We start from the raw sequence: 25,190 nt of genomic DNA, 5'->3' as shown, positions 1-25,190 counted from the left end.
ATGAAGGCTAAATGGCAACAACTCAATGCTCGCGAGCAAAAGTCGATAATAGCGTTAAGCGCTGTGGTGCTGGTGTTTATTTTATACAGCCTGGTATGGCAGCCGCTTAATGAAAACCTGGCAAAAACCCAGTCCAAGCTCAAGCGCCAGCAAGAGCTGCTGACCTGGGTCAGCGATAATACCGCCCGCTATCAGCAGGCCAATAAAAACAAGCAATCATCCAGGGGCGGCAGCTTATCCAGCATAGTCAACCGTACCGCAAAACGTAACGGTATCGGCATTACCCGGATGCAACCCCAGGGCAATGATATTCAGATATGGATCGATGAAGTTTCGTTTAGCCAGCTGCTGCAGTGGTTAGAGCAACTGTCCAATAACGAAGGTTTACATGTTAAATCCATAGATCTCAATAATGCCAAACAACCCGGGGTTGTCGGTGTGAGACGCTTGCAGTTAGGAAGAGGTTAATGAAGCAGGGTACTGTTTACGCCGGCGTATTCGCCAGTGTTTATTTGATTTTCGTTATTGCCACCATACCGGCCAAGTTAATCTTTAACTTTGTTTCTTTACCTAAGGATATTGTTGTTGAAAACCTCTCGGGTACGGTATGGCAAGCGGAAATAAAGCGCCTGGCCACCCGGGATATTGAGCTTAACCGGGTTACGGCTAGTTTAAGTCCTTTGTCCTTACTGGTATTTGATCCTGCCGTCAGTTTGACCTTTGGCGATGATTTATTGCCCGGACCCCAGGGGGAAGTGAAAGTGAGTGGTTTACTGGGCAACCTGACCCTGTCGGATGCCGATATCCTGCTGGCGGCCAATGATATTTCCCGGCAACTGGATTTACCCGTGCCTGTGACTGCTTCCGGCGATGTCTCGGTTAAACTGGATAGCTTAGTGTTCGATAAGCCGTTTTGCGCCCAGGCGTCGGGACTGGTTTCCTGGAAAAAGGCGAAAGTGACGGCATTGGAGCAAAATGTCACCTTAGGACCGCTCAGCGCCGATATCGGCTGTGAAGAAGGGGCACTGGCCTTTAATATCCAGCCGAAAAATAATTTAGGTCTGACGTTTTCCGCTTACCTGCGTCAGGGGGGCAAGTTCTCAGGACAGGGCTATTTGCAGCCGGCAGACAAGTTTCCCGAATCCCTTAAAGGGGCTTTACCTTTCTTAGGAAAAAAGGACGCCCAGGGGCGATACCGCCTGGGCTTCTGATTTCTCTTTTCATCCCGGCCGGTTTATTTGCCGACCGGGGTGTTTCTGATATCTTCCAATAATATCCCGTAGTCGGTAATGGCCTGATACTCAGTGATGGTGCGCTCCTCCTGCTGGCTGTCCGGGTTGGCGATGGCCAGCAGATGCTTGATACCGTATTTTTTTGCCGAGTTGAGCACCGGCAGGCTGTCATCAACAAACAGGGTATTGTCCAGCGAAAACGGGTGTTTTTGTTGCAGCCTTTGCCATAACAGCTGAGATTCTTTGGTAGCGCCGAATTCATGGGTGGAATATAAGCGGTCAAAGTATTGATCCAACTGGGTACGCTCGATTTTCAGTGACAGACTGTCCGGGTGGGCATTGGTTACCAGCACCACTTCACGGCCGCTTTCCCGCAAGGCTTCGAGAAAAGCCACGGCATCTTTCCGCAGGCGAATTAAGTGCTGTATTTCCCGTTTCAGGGTGGTGATCGGCAATTGGGTTTGTTCCTGCCAGTAATCCAGGCAGTACCAGGCAATGGTACCGGCAACCCGCTCGTAATGGCTGTGCAGTTTTTCCTGTGCCTGTTCGAAACTGATGTTGGCGTATTCGCTGTAACGCTTGGGCAGATGTACCAGCCAGAACTGGTTGTCAAAGTGTAAGTCCAGGATAGTGCCGTCCATATCGAGTAATACGGTGGAGATTTCAGACCAGTTGAGCATAAGGTATCGCTTTTTGTTTCTCTTCTATGTGGACTCATGATAGCCAATCCGCGGCCTTTAGTTAAGTAGATTACCTGCCTGGTAAGTGATATGCCGTTGGCTTGTCGGATAAGGATTACTGAAAATATTGCCGCTTTTGACCGAAGGGGGTAATTATCCCGGCCCGGCAGGTTGCATCCTGGCTTATGAATGTGTTTAATTATATTAAAGCGATAAATCACTGATACCTGCTTGTGCAATTAAAACACGGCTGTCTATTTAAGTTTATCGTCCCGTTAGCCGCTATTTATAACAAGAGATCAGGCCGCCGATAAACATGACAGCTAAGACCCAGTTACCCAAAATTACCCAAAGGAAGCAAGTCGCCAAAAGCCGATTTTTTGCCATTGAACAAATCGATCTGACCTTTAGCAACGGGGTGCAACGGGAATACGAACGTATGCAGGGCTCGGGCCGTGGAGCGGTAATGATAGTACCACTGCAGGAGGACGGTTCACTCTTGCTGGTCAGGGAATATTGTGCCGGCACCCATAGTTACGAACTGGGCTTTCCCAAAGGCTTGATCGATCCCGGGGAAACGGCACAAGTGGCGGCCAACCGGGAATTGCAGGAAGAAATAGGCTTTGGCGCCGAGATTTTACAGCCTATCCACCAGGTTTCCATGGCGCCGGCGTTTTTTAACGCCAGGATGGATATTTTTCTTGCCCGTGGCTTGTACCCCCAGTCACTTGAAGGGGACGAACCTGAACCGTTAGAAGTTGTCAGCTGGCAGCTGGATGATTTTCAGGCATTATTGGCGGAGCCAAACTTTACGGAAGCACGCAGCATAGCTGCACTGTTGTTGGTGGTAAATCACTTGAGAGGCTAGATATGGGCGAAGACCGATTGTTGGATATCGCGCTGCAAAGCGCCAGGTTAGCCGGTGATGAGGTGATGAGTTATTATCGTCATGGTAATTTCGATACCGAAATAAAAGGGGATGAGAGCCCGGTGACCAGCGCCGATCTCGCCGCTAACCAGGTATTGATGGACAGGTTAAAAACCCTGACTCCGGATATTCCCATTATCTCGGAAGAACTTGATATTGAGGGGCTTGAACAGCGCAAGAGCTGGTCAAAATACTGGTTGCTCGATCCCATAGACGGGACCGGCGAGTTTATTATCGGCAGCGGTGATTTTGCCGTGAACATTGCCTTAATTGAAGACGGTTGGCCCAGCATCGGGGTGATCCATGCCCCGGATCATTGCCTGACCTACTACGGGCAAAAAAATCTCGGTGCCTTTAAAGATAATGACCAGGGCAGCCATCAGATCCAAGTCGCTGCCTATAAACCCGGACAGGCGGTCAAAGTGGCCATCAGCCGTCGGCAAGAGCTGTCTTTGATGGCGCAATACCTTAATAAAAATTTTGATTTTGAGTATGTTGCCCTGGGCAGCTGTTCGTTAAAAAATTGCCTGATTGCTGAAGGCGGCGCCGATTGCTATTTACGTATCGGTCCTACCGGCGAGTGGGATACCGGCGCCAGCCAGTGTATTTTAGAGCAGGCGGGCGGGGCCATTTTAGACAGTGAGTTTAATCCCCTGAGCTATAACCGCCGTGATACGCTCATCAATCCGGACTTTATCAGCATGGGTAACGGCGATTTTCCCTGGAAACAAATCATACATCCCCATAAAACCGCACGTTAACCCTTATTCAGCCGCTGTCCCGGACCTGGCGTCCGGGTACTTTTTCTGGCTGCTTACCGGCTAACGCTATTATAAATAAAGGTTATTTCTGGCAATCCGGATGGTTTAGCAATGACTTTTCGCTAGTTAATCTTTTGCGCTTGGTTATAATTGTTATGATAACTTTTTGTGTCCAAAGAAAAATAAACCGATCTGGGCCGGTGACGTACAAACGGCGGCAGATCTAAAAGGAGAAATACGTGCGTATATTATTATTGTCATTATTGGTAAGTTTAACGACCTTCCCGGCCTTTAGTGCCTGGTTACTGGATAACCAGTTTTCCAAACTGAGTTTTGTGACCATAAAAAAAGGTGATATTGCCGAAAATCATCATTTCGCCCGTCTGGCGGGGAAAGTGAATAAAGAAGGCAAGGTGAACTTTACCGTAGATCTGACCAGTGTCGATACTAAGATTGCTATTCGTGATGACCGCATGAAACAGTTTTTGTTTAATACCGATAAGTTCCCTAAAGCTAATTTTAAAGCCGCACTGGATATGCAGAAAATTAACAAGCTTGCCAGCGGTAAAACCCTGCTGATGCCGTTAACTGGCAGCATCAGTTTACACGGGCAAAAACAGGAAGTCAGCACCCAGGTATTGGTGGCAAAACTCACTAAGGATAAGTTTGTTGTTTCCAGCATGCAGCCGGTACTGATCAATGCTAAAAATTATGATCTGGTTGCCGGTGTTGCCAAGTTACGTGAGCTGGCGGGGTTGCCCAGTATCAGCAATGCCGTGCCGGTAAGCTTTGTCTTGTCTTTTAACCAGGCCCATACCGGTTAGTCTTTCCTTAGGGAAAAACCAGGGAGCAGTCTATCTGCTCCCTGATTTCTTGTTTCAATTCCGTTTAAGTTACTCGTGCGTGCCGGCATTAAATTGATCTGCGGGCATGATGTTGACGCTTTCATAAAGTTCAGAATAAACCAGTAACGCGCTGCCGTCGGCAAGCTGCTGTTTAACTTGTGCTATTTTAGTCGATAAATCGATATCGGCGGCGCCGTATTCTGTGCCTTCCCTTAATACAAATTCTTCGATAACCGCGGCAAGTACCTCGGGGGAAAGTTTATCTGGCGGAATGATCATGTTGTTAACTGCTCCTTAAGGTAGGCAGGCACTCTGTGCTCTAGCCAAAATTTCGGTTTAAACGGGTTATTGCCGGCAATAAAGCCGACATGGCCGCCGCGGCGGCAAAGTTCAAAAGTGGTGCTCGCCGACAGCTTGAGCCGGGAGGTGATATGCCGGTGGCTTAGAAAGGGATCGTCCATGGCATGGATCACTAAACAGGGCTGGCGAATATCCGCCAACAGATCCCGGCCGCTCATTTGCCGATAATAATCTTCGGCATCCACAAAACCATTGATGGGGGCGGTTACCTGGTTGTCGAAGTCACGTATAGTGCTAATGTTGGCCAGGCTTTTGGCATCGAACCGGGAGAGCTGTTGTCGGGCGATTTTTTCACCTGTGCTGGCTTTGAGCATTTTCACCAGGTATTGCTGATATACTTTGGAAAATCCCCTGTTGATGCGGTCGCTGCAACTGGACAGGTGCAGCGGCGCGCAGATGATCACCGCCGCCTGATAGGGATTGTCCGGGTTAAGGGCCAGATAGCGGGCTAAGACATTGCCCCCCAGTGAAAAACCCACCGCCAAAAGCGGACAATTGGCATAGCGCTGTTTGAGCAAACCGGATAAATAGCTGATATCCCGGGTATCGCCGGAATGATAAGAGCGGGCCTGGCGGTTGGGTTTACCGCTGCAGCCGCGAAAATGCATTAAGACCCCGATCCAGCCCTTTTGTTTGACGGCTTTGAGCATACCCCGGGTGTAATGGCTCTCGATGGAACCTTCCAAACCGTGCAACAATATCACTAAAGGCCGGGTATTATCCGGTGGCGGAACTTCGGTCCAGGCAAGATCGATGAAGTCGCCGTCCGGCAGTTCCAGTGTTTCCGTGATCGTCGCCAGCTTTTCTTTTCGGCGTAAATACTTAGCGACTATGGTTTGTAAGTGAGGGTTTGCTAACCACCAGGCGGCTTTAAACTGACTTTTATAAAACATAAAACCGGGTAAGGCCTGTAATTGTTTACTGGACTGGTATTGTAAGGCAAAGACGGTAAAAAGCCTAAATTAATGCCATAAAAGCTTTATAGCAGCTGGTCAATAAGCAACCCCTTACGGCTTTCCTCGTTGCGTTTATTTAATCATGCGATTTGCAACCTGCGTAATTGGCTGCCTGCTTTTATCAGAGCAATTGATCAATCAGCAGCCCTTTACGGCTTTCCTCGTCGCGCTTATTTAATAACGCGATTTGAAACCGGGTCTCCGCCTGGTCTCTCTCTCCCGTCACCCGGGCAAAGTCGGTGTCTTCTATTCGCGAGCGGCTGTCACTCAGGCTGACCCTGCTAATCTCATACGTGGCCACCTGGCTCGCTAAAGCATTACTTTCGGCTCCCAGGCTTGATGCCCTGTCGTTGATATCTGCCTGTGCCGTTGCCAATGCCGCCTGGGTGGTGGCGGGATCGCCGGCGTCGAGGCGTTGGATAAAATCATCCTGACCCAGGGCTTCACCGGCAATGACATTAATCTCCTGGGTGATCTGATCTAATTCACCCTGAATGGCATCTCCCTGATAAAGGGGGTTGCCGGATTGAATGGCCAGTACATTGGCCCGCTGCAGGCCGTCATTAATGGCGCTGAGCTGCGAATCTTGTACCTGGTTGATATTGACCTGATCCCTGGCATTGGTTGCCAGCTGTTCAAAGGCATTGATGCCTGAGGTGAGGCGGTTGCCGATCTGCAGGCCTGCGGCATCGTCGGCGGCGCTGTTGATGCGTTTGCCGGAAGCGAGTTGTTCCTGGGCTTGTTCGCGCTCTTTATTGATACGCTCAATAAAGCTGAGATTGGCTGAGGTTTGCTTGATGGAGAAATCCATAATAAGGCCCTCTATAGACTAAATGCGGGAGTCCTTATTTGAAATTATACCACAGGCAAGCCAGTGTTCGCCTGTTTTTTGAGCAGGTCCAACACTGGTTCAGCGGGAAAAACCTCTGATGTTAAATGGCGAAAAGCGCAGCGGCCAATTCAATAGTCTTATCGACTTGGTTGCGGGTGCCGGCTGTTAGTTATTTTCTTTGATGTTTTTCATAAAGAAATAAACATAAAAGGCACAAATGCCCAGTACGATAGCCAGTCCGCCAAATGAGAACCAAATTACCGGGTCTTTTAATAATGTTGCGAAAATATCCATTACAGGCTCCTTAATTAATCTACTGTTTTAGTGTAATTAAAGAGCCGGTAATGGCTTATGATTTAGATCAACGAATGATTTGTTATCAAGGGATCAGATCAAGCCCTTATAGGCTTCTTTGGTTTTCAGGTCGACCTGCATCATGATTTTGCGGTACATGTCTTCGGCTTTGGCGCGGGATTCTTCGATCTGCTCGACACTTAAATCCCGTTCATCCATATCCCGGCTTTTTTGTGCCTGGACATAACCGTTTTTAGCGGAAATGATGTTCCAGATATAAGACTTTTCAAGATCTTTTTCGACCCCTTTTCCTTCGTAGTACATCAAGGCGAGATTAAACTGTGCCAGGGCATAGTTTTGGTTGGCGGCTTTTTCATACCAGCGGGAAGCGGTTAAATAGTTTTTCACTGTCCCTTCGCCGTTATAATACATCACCCCTAAATTGAACTGGGCGCTGGGCAGGCCTTTTTTGGCGGCTTTTTCCGTGAGCTCAAACGCCATTTTCTCATTTTTCTTGACGCCTATGCCGTCACTGTACATCACGGCCAGCTGAAACTGGGCATCCGGATAGTTTTGATCCGCCGCCAGGGAAAATAATTCAAAGGCCTGCCCGGGATCTTTTCTGACGCCGTTACCGTTAAGGTAAATCAGTCCCATCTGGTATTGTGCCGGCGCATAACCTTCAACCACCAAAGGTTTAAATTCATTAATGGCGGCTTTAAATTCCCCCCGGTTAAGCTGATAGATACCTAATTCGAGATCATTGGCACTCGCTGAATAGGCCGTACTCAGTGAAAGTAACATTAACGCTAATACGTTTTTTTTCATAAGAACTCTCTGCTGTCAATCCGGTGAAATTGCTACCCTTTATTGTAGCAACTTATCTTAAAAGTAGAGTTAAAACAATACGCGGTTATTCTGAAGCCTGCGACATGATCTCTTCTATCTGCTCTTCAACTTCCATCCATTCCATCTCTGCTGCTTCGATATCTTGCACCAGGCTGGCTTGTTGTTTTAATAATTCCGTCAGGCGTTTTTTATGCTCGCTTTGATAAATTTCACTGTCGGCAAGCTCGGTTTCAACCTCTTGCAGCGTTTGCTGCCACTGGTGAATATTTTTTTCAAATTTATCTGCCTGTTTTTTCAAAGGCGCGGCTTTTTTACGTAGCTCAGCCTGCTCTTTACGTTGTTGTTTTTTATCGACAACATTTTCTTTGGCGACTTTATTGCCCTGGCCGGTTTGTTTTTTGTCGTCATTAAGCCATTGCTGGTAGTCATCGATATCGCCGCTGAAATCACTGACCTGGTTGTTGGCCACCAGGTAAAACTCATCGACACAGGATTCCAGTAAGAATCTGTCATGGGCAATCAGGATAATGGCCCCGGCAAATTCCTGCAGTGCCAGTACCAGTGCCTGGCGCATTTCCAGATCCAGGTGGTTGGTGGGTTCATCAAGCAGCAACAGCTGGGGTTTTTCCAGTACGATCAGCGCCAGCACCAAACGGGCTTTTTCGCCGCCGGACATAGTGCCGACCTGGCCCAGGGCCTGATCGCCGCTAAAGCCGAAACGGCCTAAGAAGGAGCGGGCCTGCAACTCTGTTAATGCCGGTTTGGCCTTTAAAATATGGTTGATGGGACTGGCATCGGCATGTAATTGCTCCAGCTGGTGCTGGGAAAAGTAACCGATTTTTAATTCCTGGGCGCAATACCGTTCGCCGTGTAGCAGCGCCAGCTCTCCCGCCAGGGATTTGATTAAGGTGGACTTACCGGCGCCGTTGCGGCCCAGTAAACCGATACGGCTGCCGGGCACCAGGGTGAGGTTCACCTGGTTTAAAATAATGGCGTTCTCATGGTAGCCGCACTGGCTGTCGGTTAACGACAGCAGCGGGTAAGGTAAACTGTCCGGCTGTTCGAAAGTAAAAGTAAACTGGGTGTCGACATGGGCCGGGGCTAAATCCGGCAGCTTTTGCAGGCGCTTTAACCGGCTTTGTGCCTGTTTCGCCTTGCTGGCTTTGGCGCGGAAACGGTCAACAAAAGAGGTCAGGTGGGCGACTTCTTTTTGCTGTTTTTGATATTGCGCATCTTGCTGGGCCAGGTGCTCGGCGCGCTGGCGCTCAAAGGCGGTGTAGTTGCCTGAGTATAATTTGGCCCGCTGTTGCTCGATATGCAAAATTTGCCCGATAACATCATCGAGAAAATCCCGGTCATGGGAAATCAGTACCAGGGTGCCGGTAAAACGTTTCAGCCAGCGTTGCAGCCAGATCACCGCATCTAAGTCCAGGTGGTTGGTGGGCTCATCCAGTAGCAACAGATCGGCACGGCTGATCAGCGCCTGGGCCAGGTTTAGACGCATGCGCCAGCCACCGGAGAAGTCTTTGACCGGCGCACTGAGCTCGTGTTGCAGAAATCCAAGCCCGTGCAGCAGTTCGCCGGCCCGGGCAGGCAGGCTGTAACCATTAACGGCATCGATTTTATTGATCAGTATCGCTTCTTCATTGCCGTCGTCATTGGCCCTGGCCTGCTCCAGTTGTTGCTCCAGCTGGCGGAATTCTTTATCGCCGTCCATCACATAATCTAATGCCGACATTTCCAGTGCCGGGGTTTCCTGCTTAACCGTAGCGATTTTCCAGCTGCCGGGCATACTGATGCTGCCGCTGTCTGCCTGTAGCTGGCCTAGCAGGGCGGCGAATAAAGAGGATTTACCACAGCCATTTGCACCGACCAGGCCGACCTTATGATTGGGGTGTATGGTGAAGCTAGACGACTTAATCAGGTTTTTAGCCCCTCTGTCTAAGCTTAATTCGTTGGCTACGATCAATCTTTTTTCCTCTTTATTACCTGTCGGATATTATCAGTGGCTATTGTCGCTTTTCCTGAGGGGCTTATTCAAGGTAAAATATCTACTTTAGTTGTGATTAGTCTTGCCGTTTTATATAAAGTTGGCAAAGGCGGGCAGAAGTGTGAAGACAAACGTGAAAAAACGATTTATTGCCGGGGCGGTATGCCCTAAATGCAAGGCCATGGATACCATGGCCCTGACCAAAGAGCAGGGCGTGGAAACCGTTACCTGTGTCAGTTGCGGTGAACAGATGAGCCAGCCCGAGGAGCATGTGACCACACAAGTACGCTCCAATGAGCAGGTGATAGGAGTGTTTAAGCCGGAATAAAAGTCCCGGTTTTACCTTATCAGACCCGTTTTTACCCGTTAACTTTTATTGTTAACTTTATTATTAGTAATGGGGCGGTGGCGGTTCGACTTCATTTTTCATGCCCTGTGCGGCAGTACTGTCTTTGATGCGGCTGGCAAGGACTTGCAGCTGGTATTTCAGATCGGCAATTTGTGCCTGATGCACCGCCAGTTCCTGGCTGAGTTGTTCGATGACGTCGTCCTGAAAAACATTGCGGGCTTCGAGGGCATCAATACGTTCTATCAGGGCGGTCAGGGGATTTTCTAGTTTGTTATCGGCCATAATTCGGCATATCCGGAAGAGCTTTCGGTTAATATGTGGTTATTATCGCGAAAAGCCACGCTATACACAACCGCACCCGCCGGCCGGATATCTTCCCTGGGGCTGACCCGCCAGCTTTTCAGGCGTTTGCCCGAGGCGATTTCCCATAAACTGACTTTTCTCGACGGCGCACCGGTGAGCAAATGTTTGCCGTCTTCGGAAAACTGTACCGAGCTGAACACTTCCTGGCGGTTGGTATATTTTAAATTGCCGATACGCTCGCCGGTTTTTAAATCCCAGATATAAGCGGCTTTTTTGCTGTCGGCGCTAAAGGCAAAACGTCCCTTGGGATCCAGCGCTACTTTAGTGACCCGGCTGGGGTGATTAAAGCGGTAGATCACCTGGCCCGAGCGGGTATCCCAGACATAAGCGACAAAGTCATTGGAGCCGGAAATGGCGACGCGGCCGTTGGGCAGCATATCCACCGAGTTGATCCTTTCCTGGTGGCCGAGAAATTCCAGCCGTCGCCCGGAAACTAAGCTGACATGCACCACAGTGCCGTTGCCTTTGCCCAGTAAGATATGCCCGGCATCGTTGGACAGGGCGATATCGCGGATGCGGGATTCCCTGACTTGCCAATATCCCTGCGCTTCGCCGGTGGTGATGTTCCATAAGGCAAAATTGCTGCTGCTGGCGGTGAGCACATGACTGTTGTTGTCGCTGATATCCGCCGCCAGCACCAGGTTGTCGGCGCTGTCCTGTTGCTGGTACCAGGTATATTTCAGGGCGTTCTTTTCCAGATCCCATAAGCTGATGCCGTGGTGGATAGAAGAGACCACGCTTAAACTGGCGTCATTGGAAATATCGGCGGCATAGGCGCCTTCTACAGCGTGCTGCCAGCGCTGGCTGGGCGTACTGCCGGAAGGCTGGCAGGCGCTGAGTAACAGCGAAAAAATTAAGAAAATCGTTACTTTTAAAGTCTTATTACATTTGTACAAGATATTAATACTTTTTTCTCTTGGCATTTCTCGTTAGTATAAAGCGTTTTTATCGTATTGTTTACAATATTTCAACTGCGGCTTGGGGGCGATTCTCCAACTGTGAAAAAAATGGAGAAATAAATGAAATTGTTCAAACCCACTATGGTGGCTATAGCACTTGTTTCTGTGCTTGGATGTCAGGAAGCAAAACAAGAAGAAAAAGCCGCGGTATTAGATACTGAAATTCAAAAGCAGGCTTACGGTCTGGGTGCGTCTATCGGTATGTATATGGAGCGCAACCTGGAAGAGCACACCAAGATGGGCCTTTCACTTGATAAAGAGTTAATTGTTAAAGGTTTTGTTGACAGCCTTGAAGGCAAGTCCCAGATCGAAAAAGAAGAGATCCAGGCTTTACTGACTAATCTTGAACAAACCATGAAAACTAAACAGCAGGAAATGGCTAAGCAAGAAGCCGAAGCCAGTTTAGCGGAAGGACAGAAGTTCCTGGAAGAAAACGGTAAGAAAGAAGGTGTTAAAACCACTGAATCCGGTATCCAGTATTCAGTGATCACCGAAGGTACAGGTGATAAACCAAGTGCAACCGATACCGTAGAAGTTCACTACAAAGGGACTTTCTTAAACGGTGAGACTTTCGATAGCTCTTATGACCGTGGCCAACCGGCTGTGTTCCCGTTAAACCGCGTGATCCGCGGCTGGACCGAAGGTGTTCAACTGATGTCTGTCGGTTCTAAATATAAATTCACTATCCCGTCTGATTTAGCTTACGGTCCTGTCGGTAATCCACCGCGTATCCCGGGCAACTCGGTATTGGAATTTGAAATTGAATTATTGAAAATTCAAAAAGCTGAGCAACCGGCTGAAGTTGGCGATAAATCAGAGTAATCCCTGATCTATAACCGGCCGGGATAATTGCCGGGCCGTTTATTTGCCGATAAAGCGAAGCATATGAGAGCCAAAGGGGGTGACGATCCGCTTTGGCTTTTTTTATATACAGGATGTCATGGCGTGCCGGTATATAGGCTGTATGGCACTATCTGAACAAGTCTTAACTTCAACTACCTGATTTAAATTCTAAAGCTTAATAAAATTGGTATCACCTCTCAGAAAACCCTGAACGGTTCGAATATCTGCGTTGTTAAGTAAATGTTATGTTGCAAATGGATGACGAAGCGTATGGGCAGCAGGGTACTTGCTAATACCACTTTCTCTCATCGCTTTAGGTAAACTTTTTCTCCATTCGCCTTAATAATCTGGAAAGTCCGTACTAAGTATCAATGAGCCTTTTCTCAGCTCATGGCGACAAAGCCCTTTATGGCCGGCTTTCTCTCGTTTAAATAAAACGTCCTACCATGAAAATGGAGGTAATCCATTCGCTTTCAGAGCATTTTCGACAAAGTTAAGGACGGAGTCCTGAGTGCTTATTGAAGAACGCCAAGCTTTCAGAACATGAGCTTTCGGTTCGAGAGTCATGTAGAGATCAGCCAAACAATGTAAATGCGCATGCATATTTATTTGTCTATGAATGCAAGTGCATGTATATTGCGGTTATACATGCACTTGCATCTACGAGCTAGGTTCTATCAATCTAGTGATTTGAGGATTAATCATGAAACACATAACACACATTGTTTTAATTATTTTTACTTTGTCGTTCGGAGCTCAGCTATCGGCACAAGAAGCTGGAATTCAAAAACTATCGGATAATGTTTATTCGCTCTTTCTGTACCACTACCAGTCAATAGTAGTCATTGGTGATAAAGGGGTTCTGATCACAGATCCGGCAAATACGGGCCGGGCGGCTTTGCTCAAGTCGGAAATTACAAAATTGACAAACCTTCCGGTGACTAAGATTGTGCTATCACATGAACACTATGATCACGTTGGCGGTACAGAGGTTTTCCCAAACGCCGAAATCTATGCACACAATGCAACTAAGCCGGTTTTTCGTTTGGATGTGACAGGGCAAGCACCAAAAGAAGTGCATCATTATGTAGGAGATAAAACAACCTTGGTGCTCGGGAAGACAAAGGTCAACCTTTTACACTATGGTGCTGCTGATGGTGTTGGCATGCTTGCTGTGCACCTGCCAAAAGAAAGCGTGGTTTACTCAGCCGACTTGTATGAAGCCGGATCGATTACACAAGGCGCTTTTATTGCCGATTCAAACCACTTAGGTATCCGAAAACTGCTTAACGCACTTGTTGCATATAAACCTAAGTATGCAATTACAACGCACTCAGCAGACATAAGCCCAAAACACCTTGAATTGGCTGCTGATTTCTATAACGACTTGTTTGATGCGGTTGAGCCAATTTTACAAGCGGCAATGAAAGAAAGTTTTGCGGCAACTATGGCTGTTGTAAATACGCTGCCAAAGCAGGTGAAACTGCCAAAATATAAAGATTTGGGAAACTACAATGATCTCGCTGCACATGTTGAACGTATGGTTTATTCAATTTTCCATGGTGGATAAAACCATAAGCTAAATTAAGCGATTAAGGGCGAAACACTCATGAGCTTATATGCGTAAGCAATTAGGCTCATTTTTACCGCCCTGGATACTGGCGTTGATAGAGAAATTTTTCGAGCTATTGCAGTGCGCTTTTACCTGCACAGCCGCAGCAGCTTTGCCGTTCAATCATTGAAGTAAATTTTCATATACCTTGCTGGCAACTTGCGTCCCTCATTATCAATAGGTTGAGGGGGGATTTTTTAACGATATAAATAAGGGAAACCGAATGATCAATAATAAAGCCGCCTATCTACTTTTCAGCTTTATCGAAACAGATAACATGAAGGGTTTTGGCGCATATGCCCGCGCCTCGAATATCATATTAGAAAAGTTTGGAGGCGAGTTGCTTATAGCGGGTGCAAAAGCTTCCGACATGTCAATATTCGAGGGCGAATGGCCGGCAGATGTCGGACTGAGCATGATCCAATTTCCTTCCCGCCAACACCTGGAGGACTTTTGGAGTTGCAACGAGTATCAAGAGATCATCGAAATGCGCACAGCCATTCTTAAGCCTAATTTTACCCTTGGATTTTCCCGATAATTGGTTATAACTTAAACACGGTAAAACACATAGAGGCTTATAAAATGATTGGATACGTAACGTTAGGCACAAACGATTTACAAAAAGGCGCCCATTTTTATGACGAATTACTGTCAGAAATTGGCGCTACAAGATTTATGGAATTCGAAAGCTTTATTTCCTGGGCTGTTGCTCCAGATCAACCGAAATTATCCATAACTAAACCTTTTAACGGCGATGCTGCAACGATTGGCAATGGTGTTATGGTTGCGCTCGTTGTAGAAAGCCCCCAGCAAGTCGACACATTACATGCTAAAGCTATAGAGCTTGGTGCTACCGACGAAGGCAGCCCGGGGAAAAGAGGGGAAAATTTTTACGGGGGCTATTTTCGTGATCTGGATGGCAATAAACTTAACTTTTTCTGTGTAATGTAGCATGGATATTTAACCCGTTAAGCTTATTAACTTCATGTATTGGCCCAGGTATTGGCAAGTCAATGATTGAGCATCTGTTACTCGCAGCTCAAGAGCGTCCGCCGGGTCTAGTTGAAGCCATCTATTACTGTAGTGCTTTAGTCCTGAGCTGACAGTTACACGTTTTTCAATCGCTACTGTCAGCTCGGGGCTAATGAGTTTACACAATAACATACTCTTTTATGACATTTACGCTTTTTGACGATGCAGCCTGGTCAGGAGCTTATGAATCGTTCGGCATTCTTCTTCGTTAAAATTATCTCCAATGGTTGACTGAATTCCTTTTGCATAGACTTCCCACATATTTTTGCGAGTCTCGCTACCTTGTTTTGTAATAGTAACTTGCTGACCGCGCCCGTCGACAGGTGAGGGGGTTCTTTCAACGTAACCTGCCTTATCCATTCTTGCCAAAAGTCTGGAAAGGCCATATTGAGGTAACAGCATTCCTTGCTCTATTTCATAGGGTCTGAGACCTTTTTCTCCGGCTTTATCTAACTCCCATAAAACATCGTACCAAAAAAATGGTGGCAAGCCATTTTTCTTAAAAGACTTCTCTACATGATCGAGGGCGTGCTCTTTCCCCCGCAATAACGCGATCCAAGCATCAACAACATATTCTTCAGGTTCTTTCGACATTAGTTTAACTTACGATAGTTGGTTTCTCTTACGACACTTGACACTAAATGCAAGTGCACCTATTGTACGGTTGTACATGCGGGTGCATGTAGTTGGTGGTAAAAAAGTCTAGTGATTATTTCGGACCACCCTGAACAATCCTAACAAAAGGAAATATAACTGTTTAATTTAAATTGGTTCACGTTATTTAGTCAACTAGTGCTTTTGTAGCAGCGGCAACAATTTTTCCAGTACAGGGGGCAATGGCAACAGGTTAAATTTCAAAAATTGAAGGGGCGCCCTACGAACTGGCCGTCTTGAAAGGAAAGCCAATGAAGAGACCTTACGTTGTGATGAAGTTCCCTGCAAACTTCCCCGGTGTCATGCACACACATACACATGGATACCACGGTATGGTCGTAACCGGTGCATCAAAGCACTATGTTGCGGGCGAAAGTGAAGCTGAGGTACCACTGCAAAACCCGGGAGACTACTGGTATCAACCAGGCGGAAAACTGCATAATTACTCGTTTCCCACCGATGAGCCAACAGTTCTGTTTATTCAATGGGAGGGGCCAATGGATTTCTTCCCTCACCCGCAAAAATAGCACCCAGGTTCAAATGGAGGGGCATGTGCCCCTCTTCATTTGTTGCCCGTAAATTTACTCAATGTTTATCCTGAAATATTGAACAAGTTACCAGACACCATCATCAGGACAGAAAGCGTGTCGCTGACATCGCCTGGCTTAACCGCTTCATTTTCATCTCGTACCCTTTACGTTATTTCCGTATAATCCCCCCTGTTTTTTCTTCTGTTATAAAGTTAGTTTTCATGAAGCATGTTTTGATCATAGGTTATGTCTGGCCCGAGCCGAATTCTTCTGCCGCCGGTAGCCGTATGATGCAATTAATCGAGTTTTTCAAGGCTCAACAGTGGTCTGTTACCTTTACCAGTCCGGCGCAGCGCACCGAACATATGGTGGATCTGGCCGCCTGTGGCGTCGACAGCCAGGACATCAGTTTAAATTGCCAAAGTTTTGATGCTTATATTGAACAGCTACAGCCGGATATGGTGGTTTTTGACCGCTTTATGATGGAAGAGCAGTTTGGCTGGCGGGTGCGCCAGCAATGCCCGCAGGCCATGACCATACTTGATACCGAAGATCTGCAATTTTTGCGTCATGCCCGGCATCAAGCCCATAAGGCGCAGCGTGAAGTTTTGCCGCAAGATTATCACTCGGATCTGGCAAAGCGGGAAGTTGCGGCTATTTTCCGCTGTGATCTCAGCCTGATGATTTCCCAAGAGGAAATAAATTTATTAACCCGGTTACATAAGGTAGACCGGCAGTTACTGCACTACAGTCCGTTTATGCTGGAACAACAAGCATTGTCGCTGGATAACCCGGATTACGAACAGCGCCAGGGTTTTATCTCTATCGGTAATTTTCGTCATGCCCCAAACTGGGATGCGGTATTGTGGTTAAAACAGCAGGTTTGGCCGTTAATTCGTAAAGCCTTGCCAACAGCGCACTTGTATATATACGGTGCTTACCCGCCCCCTAAAGCGACGGCATTGCACGATGTGAAGTCGGGTTTTCTGGTGAAAGGCTGGGTTGACGATGCCATAGAGGCAATGCAGTCCGCCCGGGTTTGTCTGGCGCCGCTAAGATTTGGCGCAGGGATTAAAGGTAAGCTGGCGGAAGCGATGATTTGCAATACCCCGTCGGTAACCACAGATGTCGGCGCCGAAGGCATGCAAACCGGGCAGGCATGGGGAGGGGTTATCGCCAATGACGCCGAGGCGATAGCCAAGGCTGCAGTTGAGTTATATCAGCAGCAAGCATTGTGGCAGCAAAGCAGTAAGCGGGGGCATGAAAATGCCCGGCAGTTATTTGACCGCCGGCAGCACTTTAGCGCACTGGCGGATAAATTAACGCAAGTCAGTGACGATTTAGACGGGCACCGCCAGCAAAACTTTATCGGCGCCATGCTCAATTTTCATCACCACAGAAGCACCCAGTATATGTCCCAGTGGATTGAATCGAAGAATAAGCTGGCGCACTTGCAGGAGCAGCAACAGCAGTCACTCACTCCTTCACAAGACTCTTCACAAGAAAAGGAACAGGATTAAGCGCGCAGGCTTATAAAGCCTGCTCCAGCAAAGCGTTCAGGCGCACTGCGGCCTGCAAGATACGCTGTTGCAGCACAGGGGAAAATTTCATCTGGTAATCCTGCCCGATAGTAACCTTGCAACTGCCATAAGGTTTGCATTCCTTGTCTCCGGTTAACCGGCAATAACCGACGTCTTCCTGGCGTGCTATCTGTAGTGACTCGGTAGCCCATTGCCAGACATCGGTTTTTTGCCAATTGCCGACAGGGGCGCTTTGCCATTGGGAGCTTAATTGTGCCAATAAGGCTTTTTTATGTGCCGCCAGCGCCTGCTCGCTTTCTGCCGGATAAGTCAGTAAACAGTCATCCCACAGCCAGTGCATGCTGCTGCATTTTCCAAGCGTTGAGTTAATTTCACTGCGGTTGCCGCCAAGATCGCTGGCATAGCTGATATGCAGCGGCTGGTGGATATCTCCGAGCCAGTGACCCAAAAACATCAGTGCCTGCAGCTTTTGCCAGTTATCGCTCGCACTTGTTAAGTGCTGCTGGTGAAACAAGATCCCCCGGGTTACACAATTCTCCTGGCAGGCATCCGGGGTGATCACTTCAATGTCCCGGTCGATATTCAAATAATGCCAGGGTTTAAAGGCATCAAAAGCTTTATCTTTTTTAATGGCGTCTGCCCATAAACAGCTATCGGCAAAGCTGATATTGTCATCGCCTTGCGTGCCTTCTTTGCCTTTGGCATAAGCGGCGATTTTTTTCCTGTGCTCCGGGGGCAGCTCGGCTAATAACCGGGTGACTTTCTGGCGGCTGGCGGGGGTGAGGTGGTCATAACTGAGCTGGCACACCAGTTGATGGCCCATTTTTCCCAGGGCAAAAGCCTTGAATGTGCCGGTTAAAAGTATTGCCGGCAGCAATAACATCAGTATTTTTTTCAATGGTTTTTTTGTCAACATAAAGGTCTATGTCTTTGAGATAGTTAGCAAACAGTATAAAGCGCCAGTGATACGGCCACAAGACGGCATCTGATAGTCCCGGGCACAGCCCGGCTTGCCGCTTACTGTTTTGTTAAAGAAAGTTTACTCGGGTAATGCCATTAATTCGCCGCCAAGGGGATTTAGCCGGGGCTTGCTCTATATCAAAAAGTCATATGCCTTTATAATTTCGCCCGAGAGTACGATCTTAAGGTCGTTAATACCTGTCAGATAAGGAAAATATTTTGAAACTTGGCATTTCCACATTATTAGCATTAAGCCTGGGCTTAACGGCGTGTGCATCAAAGGATGATGCAGCCGGGAAAAGTTTGTCCTACACCCCAAGGGAGCAAGCAAGTTATTTAACGCAGCAGCAGGCGGCATTGAGATCCGCCCGGGTCTCGAATGTTGATTATGTCCTGGATTTTACCCTGGGTACAGAGGAAACCTTCTCTGCAATTTCCCGGGTCGATTTTGATTTAAATGATGTGTCGTCGCCGTTAACCCTGGATTTGGATCAGGCCAAAGTCACTAAAGTGGTGGTTAATGGCGAAGAAGTCAGCATTGATTACAATCAGTGGTTTATCACCTTGAGTGAGCAAAACCTTAAGCTGGGCCGCAATAGCGTCAGTGTCAGTTTCGAGCGCAAGCACAGCACCAATGGCGAGGGGCTGCACAGGTTTAAAGACCCGGTTGATGGCAAAGTCTATCTTTATTCCCATTTTGAACCGGCGGCGGCCCAGCAGATGTTTGCCCTGTTTGACCAGCCGGATTTAAAAGCCAATTTTGAAATGCGGGTGCTGGCACCAAACGACTGGCACGTTTTCACCGCCATGAAAGAAAGCCGCACTGAACAAGTCGGCGATAAAAAGCGCTGGTATTTCGACTCCTCCCTGCGTCTGAGTCCGTATAACTTCTCCTTGCATGCCGGCCCTTACCGGGAGTGGCAGGACAACAGCGGCAAATACCCGTTCAGATTGTTTGCCCGCCAGTCGGTGGCCAAGCAGGTGAACCCCAGTGACTGGTTTACCTTTACCCACCAGGGGGTTGGTTTTTTCGAAGACTATTACGGTATCGATTACCCGTTTCGCAAATATGACCAGGTATTAGTGCCTGACTTCCTTTATGGCGCCATGGAAAATGCCGCCGCCATCACTTTTTCCGAAAGCAGCTTTTTAAGCAGCGGAGAGATGAGCCACAGCCAGCGGGAAAACCTGGCCCGGGTGATCATGCATGAAATGGCGCACCAGTGGTTTGGTAACCTGGTGACCATGAAATGGTGGAACGGCCTGTGGTTAAATGAAAGTTTTGCCGCCTTTATGGCCACCTTGGCCACCGCGGAAGCCACAGAATTTACCGATGTCTGGCGTACTTTTTATGCCAGGGGCAAGCAGGCGGCCTACCGCCAGGACCAAAGGGTCACCACACACCCTATTGAAGTGCCGATAGCCACCAGTCACAACGCTTTTGACAATATCGATGCCATTACCTACTCCAAAGGGGCTTCAGCGTTAAAGCAACTGGGGCATTTGCTCGGCGAAGAAACCTTCAGGCGCGGCATTCATAATTATTTATCAAAAAATGCCTATCAAAATGCCGAGCTGGATGATTTTATCAATGCCTTAGCCAAGGCGGCGGACAGAAATCTTGATCAGTGGAAGCAGGACTGGCTCTATCATGCCGGGGTCAATACCATACGTGCCGATTATCAGTGCCGGCAGGGAAAAATCAGCCGCTTTGCCTTAAAGCAATCGACACAGGAAGGTATACCGACCCTGAGAGAGCAAAAAGTACAGTTGGGCTTGTTTAACAGCGACAACAAGCAGTTAAAACTTACCGGCAAGCTGGCGGTTACCTATAAAGGCGCAGTTACCCAGGTTGATGAACTGATTGGCCGCCAGTGCCCTGAGTTGGTCTATCCGAACTATCAGGACTGGGGTTTTGTTAAGGTGAATCTGGATCAGCGATCTTTTAATACTGCCAAACAGCAGCTAAGCCGGGTAGCCGATCCCCTGTTGCGCTCCATGTTGTGGCAAAGCCTGTGGGACAGCGTGCGTGACGGTCAGTTAGCGTTAAACGAATACCTGGAAATTGCCCTGTTAAACATAGAGCAGGAGCAGGATTACACCATTTTAGGCCAGGTATTGTCGCAAATCAGCCAGGGGAAAAATTATCTCAACCGTATTTACGGTCCGAAGCACAGCCTGGTGCAAGCGGTCAGTGAACAACTGGAACAGCTGAGCTGGCGTGCGACTTTAGCCAACAAAGCAGATCGCAATAAACTCAGACGCTGGTTTAGCTATTACCGCACCTTTGCCAGTTCGCCTCAGGCGCTGGATAAGCTGTTAAAGCTGTTGCAGGGGAAAACCGCCGTTGACAACCTGGAGATAGATCAAGATAAGCGCTGGCAGATCATCGGCCAGTTAAGCCGCTTTCAGCATCCGCAAGCGGGTGAGTTGATCGAACAGGAACTGGCCCGGGATAATTCGGATAGCGGGCAGAAGTCGGCGCTTTATGCCCGGGTAATAGTGCCCGATGCCAAGGTAAAAGCCGCCTGGCTGGAAAAAATTCAATCCGGCAACAGCGATTTGCCGTTTTCAAAACTGCGCACGGCGATGAATGGTTTGTATCCGGCGGAGCAGAACCAGCTGGCAGAGCAGACGGCGCAGCAAAGGTTGGCGACTTTAGCTCAGATGGATAAAGACAATAACCCTGTGTTTATGCGCAGTTACGCCAGACGCTTGATTCCGGCGACCTGTAGTGAAGCCAGTGTTAAGCGTCTTGATGTTGCCATTGAAAATTCAGCGGCTTTATCTGCCGGTACCCAGCGGCGGTTATTGGAAGCCCACCAAGAAGATCAGCGCTGTTTGACCATTAAAAATAAGATGTTGTAGTTTTTAAATAGTAAAGTTGAGCTGATTTTTTTATTGGCATCCCTACAGGTGCCGATAAATGATTAGCTCAACAAATTTCAGAAGTATTTGATATTGATAGTGCTGAAATGCTGCTGCCAACGGAGCGGGTTATGCCTGGTTCATTAAGTATCTGCTCCACGGATAAATGTTCGGCATTTCCGTTGATTGCTATCCTAACCAAGGCATTTAGTACGTTTTAAGCCATTATGGTTTGGTATGAATGGCACGCCAGATACTGAACATAAATTTTTAATCTCTATAAACATCAAAGGCACCGTAAGTTAGCATTTACGGTGCCTGACTCATGATTTGGCAAATAGGTTTTAGCGGTTTGTGGCGTTAGGCAATAACGCCGGCATCAACAAGTATTACTGCTGATCTACCCAAAAGTTTACTCCCATCGACTGGCTGTAACTTTCGTTCCAAAGTGAGCCTTCATTCCAGAGGGAGCTTTCATTCCAAATGGCCCCTTCGTTCCACATAGAACCTTCGTTCCACATAGAACCTTCGTTCCACATAGAACCTTCGTTCCACATAGAACCTTCGTTCCACATAGAACCTTCGTTCCACATAGAACCTTCGTTCCACATAGAACCTTCGTTCCACATAGAACCTTCGTTCCACATAGAACCTTCGTTCCACAAAGAACCCTCGTTCCACATAGAGCCCTCGTTCCACATAGAGCCTTCGTTCCAGATCGAACCACCCGGGGTTAAGATCGCAAACCGACCATTTTCATCGACTGTGGCAGGTCCCTGAAAATGCATAGTACCGTTCAGATCGGCTTCAATGTCCAGCCCCTGATTGGCACAAGCTGACATATCCGTCTGGCTGGCGGCATAAACGTTTAATTTCCCCGCACCTTGGCGGAACGGGGAGTAGCTGAGCAATCCGTTTTCATCCACCGCCACTTGAGCCGAGTGCATTAACCGGCATTTGACATCGTCCGGGGTTAAATCCGGCTCGCCCTGCAATAACAAGGCTGCGGCGCCGCTGACTACAGCCGCCGCCTGTGAAGTGCCGGACATAACAAAGAATTTTTTGCCATCGCTATACCCCGGATGCTCCGTGGCAAAGGTTGAATTGGAGTGAGCCAGTCCCAGGAGGTGGCCACCGGGGGCTATCAGGTCCGGTTTCACAAAGGCTTCAACGGTCGGTCCGGCGGCAGAGAAGCTGGCAAGATGATCATCACTGGTATCAAAGGGTGTATAGGCATTGGTCATAGCCCCGACAGTGATCACATAAGGAACATTGCCGGGAACGGTAATACTGCCGGGAGCCTGTCCGGTATTGCCGGCTGAGGTTACGACCACTATGCCTGCCTGCCAGGCTTTCATCACCGCCTGGTTCAAGGGGTCATCCCAGTAATGAGATCTCGGCTGAGCACCAAATGACAGGTTTAATACTTTAATTTTTTGACTCTTGGCATTGGCAATCACATAATCTATACCGGCGATCACATCCATATAGGAGCCTTGCCCCTGATCGTTAAAAGCCCGTACAAACACCAGATCAACATCCGGCGCCATCCCCTGGTGGCGCTGGGCTATCACACAGTTTGACCTGTCCACTTCGGTGGCCAGATAGTTGCTGGCGATAATACTGCTGATATGGCTACCGTGACCATGAAAATCGGCTTTGTCCGGATCTTCACCTGTCACCATGTTGACCGATGCGCGAACTCTTGAATTATTATTGCCCAGAATATATTCATGGTTATACATACCGGTATCAACAATCGCTACCGTTACCCCATTGCCCGTTACCCCTTGCTGATGCAGAAGGTCGGCACCGGTCTCCGCCGTGACATAGGCAGGCATGTCCCCCGGGTCTTTATAAAAATGTACATTATCAATGGCAAATATTCCCTGATCAGCAGCAACCGGATCTGCGGCCAGTGCGAAACGTAACTGCCCGCCCGAGTTTTTATTGTAACGGCTGACATGGTAACTGCGGCTACCGGACAAGCCTGCGCTGCTATGGCTCAGGGTGTCGAGTTCATCAAAATTCACCGAATCTTCGGAAAATAAGACCTTAAGCTCTTCCCCTTCGGCCAGACCTTCAAGGCTATAATCCAGGCTTAACATCAAGGACTCGGCACCTCTAGGCAAAATCACCTGGCGGCTAATCCAGGCGCCGCCCGACATGGGACGCAACTCCAGCCGACCGTTATTGATCTGGATATGGCCGTCATCTGCGCCGTAGCTGTAATCCGCTTCCCATTCCCACCACTTACTGCTCCAGCGGTCGGCGCCGTCATGGTTGGCAAAGCTTACCTGTTCGAACTGATCAAGGACATCCAGTTGCAGCTGGCAGGGATCGGCTTGCGAGTTCGGGTTGGCAGCTAATGCCAGTGGCCGGTCGGGGAAAAACTTCAATGTTGGTTGCATATTCGCCAGTGTCTCTTGCTGCTGTTGGGTTAATTCGGTGCCGACCGCATGAATACTGGCTAATGCCTTAAGTTCAGGGGCATCCACTTTCGCCAACAGTGTCTGAACGCTGCTCAGGTTCTCTCCTTGAACAATAAAGCGCTGTCGGTTATCAACCAAAGAAAGGGGAGTGCCTTTAACTTTCTTACTCTGGTTAACAACGCTGGTTTGTATACTTTCCGCTTGCGCGGTCTTTTCCGGTATAAGTCCCTTGGTATTCTCTTGCATAACGGCCAGTAAACCTAAACCGCTAATCAGAGCCATAACCCCGGTAAAAACTCCTCTTTTGCCGGAAAAATAGTGTCGTTTGTTGAGCAATAATTTCATTATTAACACCTTAAAGTATTTTGAAAAAAACAACTAAGTGAACAGAGCCGAATCAAAGCAGACAAAGATTATGCCAAGTGATAGTGGCAATGGTTAAGGTGCTGTTATTCGGTGTCTTTTAATGAATTTTTATATCTGTTCATTTCACTTGTTTTTCATTTTTTACGGTAAAGAAAATAATGACGGATACTTGCAGAGCTGTTAAAGAAAAAAATGACGAGTGATTCACTTTGCTGCCCCGGAAAAAACTCTCCAATAATAACATTGGTGACACCACCTGCTATAAGGTGTCCGGCCATCTGTCCCAAACTAACTTGTAAGCCTTTTGTAACTATAGTTGTGAGTCGGGCTGCAGGTAAAACGGTTAATACTCCAACTGCAAAGTTGTACTGTAGTTGCGGCAGTATCAAACCTATCAATGTCTGATTGAGTAATTGTATAATCCCATTCAAAATCATAAACCTGATTTTGAATGGCCACTATATATGACTTATAAGCACCGGTATAATCGTTTCATGCTTCACAGTCATATTCTCGATCACTTTCGCAAGACAACGCACTCTCTGTTCCAAAAGAATCAGCTGGGACAATTTCTTGTAAGAAGTTTGGGGTGTTTTCGGTATCTGAGAGATATTGCTGGTAAGTTATAGAGTTAACTTCAATATCAGAATCTAATAATTTGAATATATCATTTGAAGAAAATGCCTGACTTGCTAGTGCTATTATTTCTCTTGCGACTTGATGAAGGTTATTACAGCTTTGTCCGCAGTCAATTAAATTAAGTATGGCCTTGAGCGCTACTATTTGTAGAGAATGCAAAAGCACATGCTAATGCCGTTAATGACAATCTTTTCTTAAACATAAAATACTTCCTTTGTTATATGCCGCTGAAATCATTTCAGCGGCGAGATGCTACTAAAATGCGGAATAATACGCCAAGTACAGAAAATTAATTTTCTTTAAAATATTGTGGAA

Annotated in this window: 28 protein-coding genes and 1 pseudogene; 14 read left to right on the top strand and 15 right to left on the bottom strand. The window is 47.8% G+C overall.

All coding sequences use genetic code 11. The features are described from left to right. Together gspM and SG35_RS27295 are read left to right on the top strand one after the other, a co-directional pair. Positions 1 to 468, top strand: a complete 468-nt coding sequence (gspM, locus tag SG35_RS27300) for a type II secretion system protein GspM (protein ID WP_044834267.1) — start codon at positions 1 to 3, stop codon at positions 466 to 468. Further along, positions 468 to 1,211, top strand: a complete 744-nt coding sequence (locus SG35_RS27295) for a type II secretion system protein N (protein WP_044834266.1) — start codon at positions 468 to 470, stop codon at positions 1,209 to 1,211. Before gspM ends, SG35_RS27295 begins: the two co-directional genes overlap by 1 nt. A 23-nt stretch (positions 1,212 to 1,234) precedes the next feature. On the opposite strand, the gene yrfG is transcribed toward SG35_RS27295, so the two are convergent. Next, positions 1,235 to 1,912 (bottom strand): GMP/IMP nucleotidase, encoded by a 678-nt coding sequence (yrfG, locus tag SG35_RS27290; protein WP_044834265.1) that lies wholly within the window; start codon positions 1,910 to 1,912, stop codon positions 1,235 to 1,237. A gap of 316 nt (positions 1,913 to 2,228) precedes the next feature. Here yrfG and nudE point away from each other — a divergent pair, with 316 nt between their 5' ends. The 3 genes from nudE to SG35_RS27275 all read left to right on the top strand — a co-directional run bounded on the left by nudE (position 2,229) and on the right by SG35_RS27275 (position 4,425). Then, complete coding sequence (gene nudE, locus SG35_RS27285) at positions 2,229 to 2,780, top strand: ADP compounds hydrolase NudE (protein ID WP_044834264.1); 552 nt, start codon at positions 2,229 to 2,231, stop codon at positions 2,778 to 2,780. Between the two features lie 2 nt (positions 2,781 to 2,782). Beyond that, the gene (gene cysQ / locus SG35_RS27280) at positions 2,783 to 3,601 is read left to right on the top strand and encodes a 3'(2'),5'-bisphosphate nucleotidase CysQ (protein WP_044834263.1); all 819 of its coding nucleotides are present in this window, start codon (positions 2,783 to 2,785) and stop codon (positions 3,599 to 3,601) included. 239 nt (positions 3,602 to 3,840) lie between these two features. Continuing rightward, positions 3,841 to 4,425 (top strand): YceI family protein, encoded by a 585-nt coding sequence (locus SG35_RS27275; RefSeq protein WP_044834262.1) that lies wholly within the window; start codon positions 3,841 to 3,843, stop codon positions 4,423 to 4,425. Positions 4,426 to 4,494: 69 nt separating this feature from the next. Here the strand turns inward: SG35_RS27275 and SG35_RS27270 are convergent, their stop codons facing one another. The 7 genes and pseudogenes from SG35_RS27270 to SG35_RS27245 all read right to left on the bottom strand — a co-directional run bounded on the left by SG35_RS27270 (position 4,495) and on the right by SG35_RS27245 (position 9,706). Continuing rightward, positions 4,495 to 4,725, bottom strand: a complete 231-nt coding sequence (locus tag SG35_RS27270; RefSeq protein WP_044834261.1) for a YheU family protein — start codon at positions 4,723 to 4,725, stop codon at positions 4,495 to 4,497. Then, positions 4,722 to 5,699, bottom strand: a complete 978-nt coding sequence (locus SG35_RS27265; RefSeq protein WP_044834260.1) for a hydrolase — start codon at positions 5,697 to 5,699, stop codon at positions 4,722 to 4,724. The genes SG35_RS27270 and SG35_RS27265 overlap by 4 nt, the downstream gene beginning before the upstream one ends. Positions 5,700 to 5,883: 184 nt before the next feature. Further along, complete coding sequence (locus SG35_RS32200) at positions 5,884 to 6,138, bottom strand: flagellin (RefSeq protein WP_476470240.1); 255 nt, start codon at positions 6,136 to 6,138, stop codon at positions 5,884 to 5,886. Positions 6,139 to 6,261: 123 nt separating this feature from the next. Further along, positions 6,262 to 6,492 (bottom strand): annotated as a pseudogene (locus SG35_RS32195) (flagellin N-terminal helical domain-containing protein); the annotation flags it as partial. Between the two features lie 267 nt (positions 6,493 to 6,759). Beyond that, positions 6,760 to 6,888, bottom strand: coding sequence for a DUF3149 domain-containing protein (locus SG35_RS27255; RefSeq protein WP_084692860.1), 129 nt, complete (start codon positions 6,886 to 6,888; stop codon positions 6,760 to 6,762). A gap of 93 nt (positions 6,889 to 6,981) precedes the next feature. Then, entirely contained in the window at positions 6,982 to 7,716 is a 735-nt protein-coding gene (locus SG35_RS27250) for a tetratricopeptide repeat protein (protein ID WP_044834259.1), read from the bottom strand. An 85-nt stretch (positions 7,717 to 7,801) separates the two neighbouring features. Beyond that, positions 7,802 to 9,706 carry an ATP-binding cassette domain-containing protein gene (locus SG35_RS27245; protein ID WP_044834258.1) on the bottom strand — a complete coding sequence of 635 codons (1,905 nt, stop codon included), beginning with the start codon at positions 9,704 to 9,706 and terminating at the stop codon, positions 7,802 to 7,804. Between the two features lie 36 nt (positions 9,707 to 9,742). On the opposite strand from SG35_RS27245, the gene SG35_RS27240 reads away from it, so the two are divergent. After that, positions 9,743 to 9,898 (top strand): hypothetical protein, encoded by a 156-nt coding sequence (locus tag SG35_RS27240; protein ID WP_274055486.1) that lies wholly within the window; start codon positions 9,743 to 9,745, stop codon positions 9,896 to 9,898. Positions 9,899 to 9,908: 10 nt separating this feature from the next. Then, entirely contained in the window at positions 9,909 to 10,055 is a 147-nt protein-coding gene (locus SG35_RS27235) for a YheV family putative zinc ribbon protein (RefSeq protein ID WP_420794573.1), read from the top strand. Positions 10,056 to 10,118: 63 nt separating this feature from the next. Here the strand turns inward: SG35_RS27235 and SG35_RS27230 are convergent, their stop codons facing one another. Both SG35_RS27230 and SG35_RS27225 read right to left on the bottom strand, forming a co-directional pair. Continuing rightward, entirely contained in the window at positions 10,119 to 10,358 is a 240-nt protein-coding gene (locus SG35_RS27230; protein WP_044834256.1) for a SlyX family protein, read from the bottom strand. Further along, positions 10,340 to 11,335: a WD40 repeat domain-containing protein gene (locus tag SG35_RS27225; RefSeq protein ID WP_236702635.1), complete on the bottom strand. Its 996-nt coding sequence runs from the start codon at positions 11,333 to 11,335 to the stop codon at positions 10,340 to 10,342. Before SG35_RS27225 ends, SG35_RS27230 begins: the two co-directional genes overlap by 19 nt. Positions 11,336 to 11,458: 123 nt before the next feature. On the opposite strand from SG35_RS27225, the gene fkpA reads away from it, so the two are divergent. The 4 genes from fkpA (at position 11,459) to SG35_RS27205 (ending at position 14,804) form a co-directional block, all read left to right on the top strand. Then, complete coding sequence (fkpA, locus tag SG35_RS27220; RefSeq protein WP_044834254.1) at positions 11,459 to 12,220, top strand: FKBP-type peptidyl-prolyl cis-trans isomerase; 762 nt, start codon at positions 11,459 to 11,461, stop codon at positions 12,218 to 12,220. 724 nt (positions 12,221 to 12,944) lie between these two features. Further along, on the top strand, positions 12,945 to 13,811 hold the full coding sequence (locus SG35_RS27215) for an MBL fold metallo-hydrolase (protein WP_053043221.1): 867 nt from the start codon (positions 12,945 to 12,947) through the stop codon (positions 13,809 to 13,811). A gap of 265 nt (positions 13,812 to 14,076) precedes the next feature. Continuing rightward, complete coding sequence (locus SG35_RS27210; protein WP_044834253.1) at positions 14,077 to 14,391, top strand: DUF1330 domain-containing protein; 315 nt, start codon at positions 14,077 to 14,079, stop codon at positions 14,389 to 14,391. 44 nt (positions 14,392 to 14,435) lie between these two features. Next, positions 14,436 to 14,804 (top strand): VOC family protein, encoded by a 369-nt coding sequence (locus SG35_RS27205; RefSeq protein ID WP_044834252.1) that lies wholly within the window; start codon positions 14,436 to 14,438, stop codon positions 14,802 to 14,804. Positions 14,805 to 15,032: 228 nt separating this feature from the next. Here SG35_RS27205 and SG35_RS27200 read toward each other — a convergent pair whose 3' ends face one another. Further along, complete coding sequence (locus SG35_RS27200) at positions 15,033 to 15,479, bottom strand: MarR family winged helix-turn-helix transcriptional regulator (RefSeq protein ID WP_044834251.1); 447 nt, start codon at positions 15,477 to 15,479, stop codon at positions 15,033 to 15,035. Positions 15,480 to 15,790: 311 nt separating this feature from the next. On the opposite strand from SG35_RS27200, the gene SG35_RS27195 reads away from it, so the two are divergent. Beyond that, positions 15,791 to 16,066, top strand: a complete 276-nt coding sequence (locus SG35_RS27195; RefSeq protein ID WP_044834250.1) for a cupin domain-containing protein — start codon at positions 15,791 to 15,793, stop codon at positions 16,064 to 16,066. Positions 16,067 to 16,290: 224 nt separating this feature from the next. Further along, the gene (locus SG35_RS27190; RefSeq protein ID WP_044834249.1) at positions 16,291 to 17,589 is read left to right on the top strand and encodes a glycosyltransferase; all 1,299 of its coding nucleotides are present in this window, start codon (positions 16,291 to 16,293) and stop codon (positions 17,587 to 17,589) included. 10 nt (positions 17,590 to 17,599) lie between these two features. Here the strand turns inward: SG35_RS27190 and SG35_RS27185 are convergent, their stop codons facing one another. After that, a complete protein-coding gene (locus SG35_RS27185) occupies positions 17,600 to 18,526 on the bottom strand; it encodes a S1/P1 nuclease (RefSeq protein WP_044834248.1) in 927 nt (308 codons plus the stop codon). A gap of 263 nt (positions 18,527 to 18,789) precedes the next feature. On the opposite strand from SG35_RS27185, the gene pepN reads away from it, so the two are divergent. Next, entirely contained in the window at positions 18,790 to 21,438 is a 2,649-nt protein-coding gene (gene pepN, locus SG35_RS27180; protein WP_044834247.1) for an aminopeptidase N, read from the top strand. 389 nt (positions 21,439 to 21,827) lie between these two features. Here the strand turns inward: pepN and SG35_RS27175 are convergent, their stop codons facing one another. The 3 genes from SG35_RS27175 to SG35_RS27165 form a co-directional block, all read right to left on the bottom strand. Next, on the bottom strand, positions 21,828 to 24,215 hold the full coding sequence (locus SG35_RS27175; RefSeq protein WP_053043220.1) for a S8 family peptidase: 2,388 nt from the start codon (positions 24,213 to 24,215) through the stop codon (positions 21,828 to 21,830). A gap of 155 nt (positions 24,216 to 24,370) precedes the next feature. Continuing rightward, positions 24,371 to 24,667 carry a hypothetical protein gene (locus SG35_RS27170; RefSeq protein ID WP_152646704.1) on the bottom strand — a complete coding sequence of 99 codons (297 nt, stop codon included), beginning with the start codon at positions 24,665 to 24,667 and terminating at the stop codon, positions 24,371 to 24,373. A gap of 61 nt (positions 24,668 to 24,728) precedes the next feature. After that, entirely contained in the window at positions 24,729 to 25,034 is a 306-nt protein-coding gene (locus SG35_RS27165) for a hypothetical protein (protein ID WP_274055301.1), read from the bottom strand. Between the last annotated feature and the right edge of the window lie 156 nt (positions 25,035 to 25,190).

Origin of the sequence: Thalassomonas actiniarum (assembly GCF_000948975.2) — a bacterium.
In the GTDB taxonomy this organism is placed as follows: domain Bacteria; phylum Pseudomonadota; class Gammaproteobacteria; order Enterobacterales; family Alteromonadaceae; genus Thalassomonas; species Thalassomonas actiniarum.
This window is presented reverse-complemented; position numbering and strand designations above follow the sequence as displayed.

Coding starts and splice junctions, on each gene's coding strand:
- gspM (WP_044834267.1), top strand. CDS start 1: ATGAAGGCTAAATGGCAACAACTCAATGCTCGCGAGCAAAAGTCGATA.
- SG35_RS27255 (WP_084692860.1), bottom strand. CDS start 6,888: ATGGATATTTTCGCAACATTATTAAAAGACCCGGTAATTTGGTTCTCA.
- SG35_RS27195 (WP_044834250.1), top strand. CDS start 15,791: ATGAAGAGACCTTACGTTGTGATGAAGTTCCCTGCAAACTTCCCCGGT.
- fkpA (WP_044834254.1), top strand. CDS start 11,459: ATGAAATTGTTCAAACCCACTATGGTGGCTATAGCACTTGTTTCTGTG.
- SG35_RS27215 (WP_053043221.1), top strand. CDS start 12,945: ATGAAACACATAACACACATTGTTTTAATTATTTTTACTTTGTCGTTC.
- yrfG (WP_044834265.1), bottom strand. CDS start 1,912: ATGCTCAACTGGTCTGAAATCTCCACCGTATTACTCGATATGGACGGC.
- SG35_RS27200 (WP_044834251.1), bottom strand. CDS start 15,479: ATGTCGAAAGAACCTGAAGAATATGTTGTTGATGCTTGGATCGCGTTA.
- SG35_RS27175 (WP_053043220.1), bottom strand. CDS start 24,215: ATGAAATTATTGCTCAACAAACGACACTATTTTTCCGGCAAAAGAGGA.
- SG35_RS27185 (WP_044834248.1), bottom strand. CDS start 18,526: ATGTTGACAAAAAAACCATTGAAAAAAATACTGATGTTATTGCTGCCG.
- cysQ (WP_044834263.1), top strand. CDS start 2,783: ATGGGCGAAGACCGATTGTTGGATATCGCGCTGCAAAGCGCCAGGTTA.
- nudE (WP_044834264.1), top strand. CDS start 2,229: ATGACAGCTAAGACCCAGTTACCCAAAATTACCCAAAGGAAGCAAGTC.
- SG35_RS27250 (WP_044834259.1), bottom strand. CDS start 7,716: ATGAAAAAAAACGTATTAGCGTTAATGTTACTTTCACTGAGTACGGCC.
- SG35_RS27265 (WP_044834260.1), bottom strand. CDS start 5,699: ATGTTTTATAAAAGTCAGTTTAAAGCCGCCTGGTGGTTAGCAAACCCT.
- SG35_RS27295 (WP_044834266.1), top strand. CDS start 468: ATGAAGCAGGGTACTGTTTACGCCGGCGTATTCGCCAGTGTTTATTTG.
- SG35_RS27270 (WP_044834261.1), bottom strand. CDS start 4,725: ATGATCATTCCGCCAGATAAACTTTCCCCCGAGGTACTTGCCGCGGTT.
- SG35_RS27230 (WP_044834256.1), bottom strand. CDS start 10,358: ATGGCCGATAACAAACTAGAAAATCCCCTGACCGCCCTGATAGAACGT.
- SG35_RS27205 (WP_044834252.1), top strand. CDS start 14,436: ATGATTGGATACGTAACGTTAGGCACAAACGATTTACAAAAAGGCGCC.
- SG35_RS27235 (WP_420794573.1), top strand. CDS start 9,909: ATGGATACCATGGCCCTGACCAAAGAGCAGGGCGTGGAAACCGTTACC.
- SG35_RS27190 (WP_044834249.1), top strand. CDS start 16,291: ATGAAGCATGTTTTGATCATAGGTTATGTCTGGCCCGAGCCGAATTCT.
- SG35_RS27210 (WP_044834253.1), top strand. CDS start 14,077: ATGATCAATAATAAAGCCGCCTATCTACTTTTCAGCTTTATCGAAACA.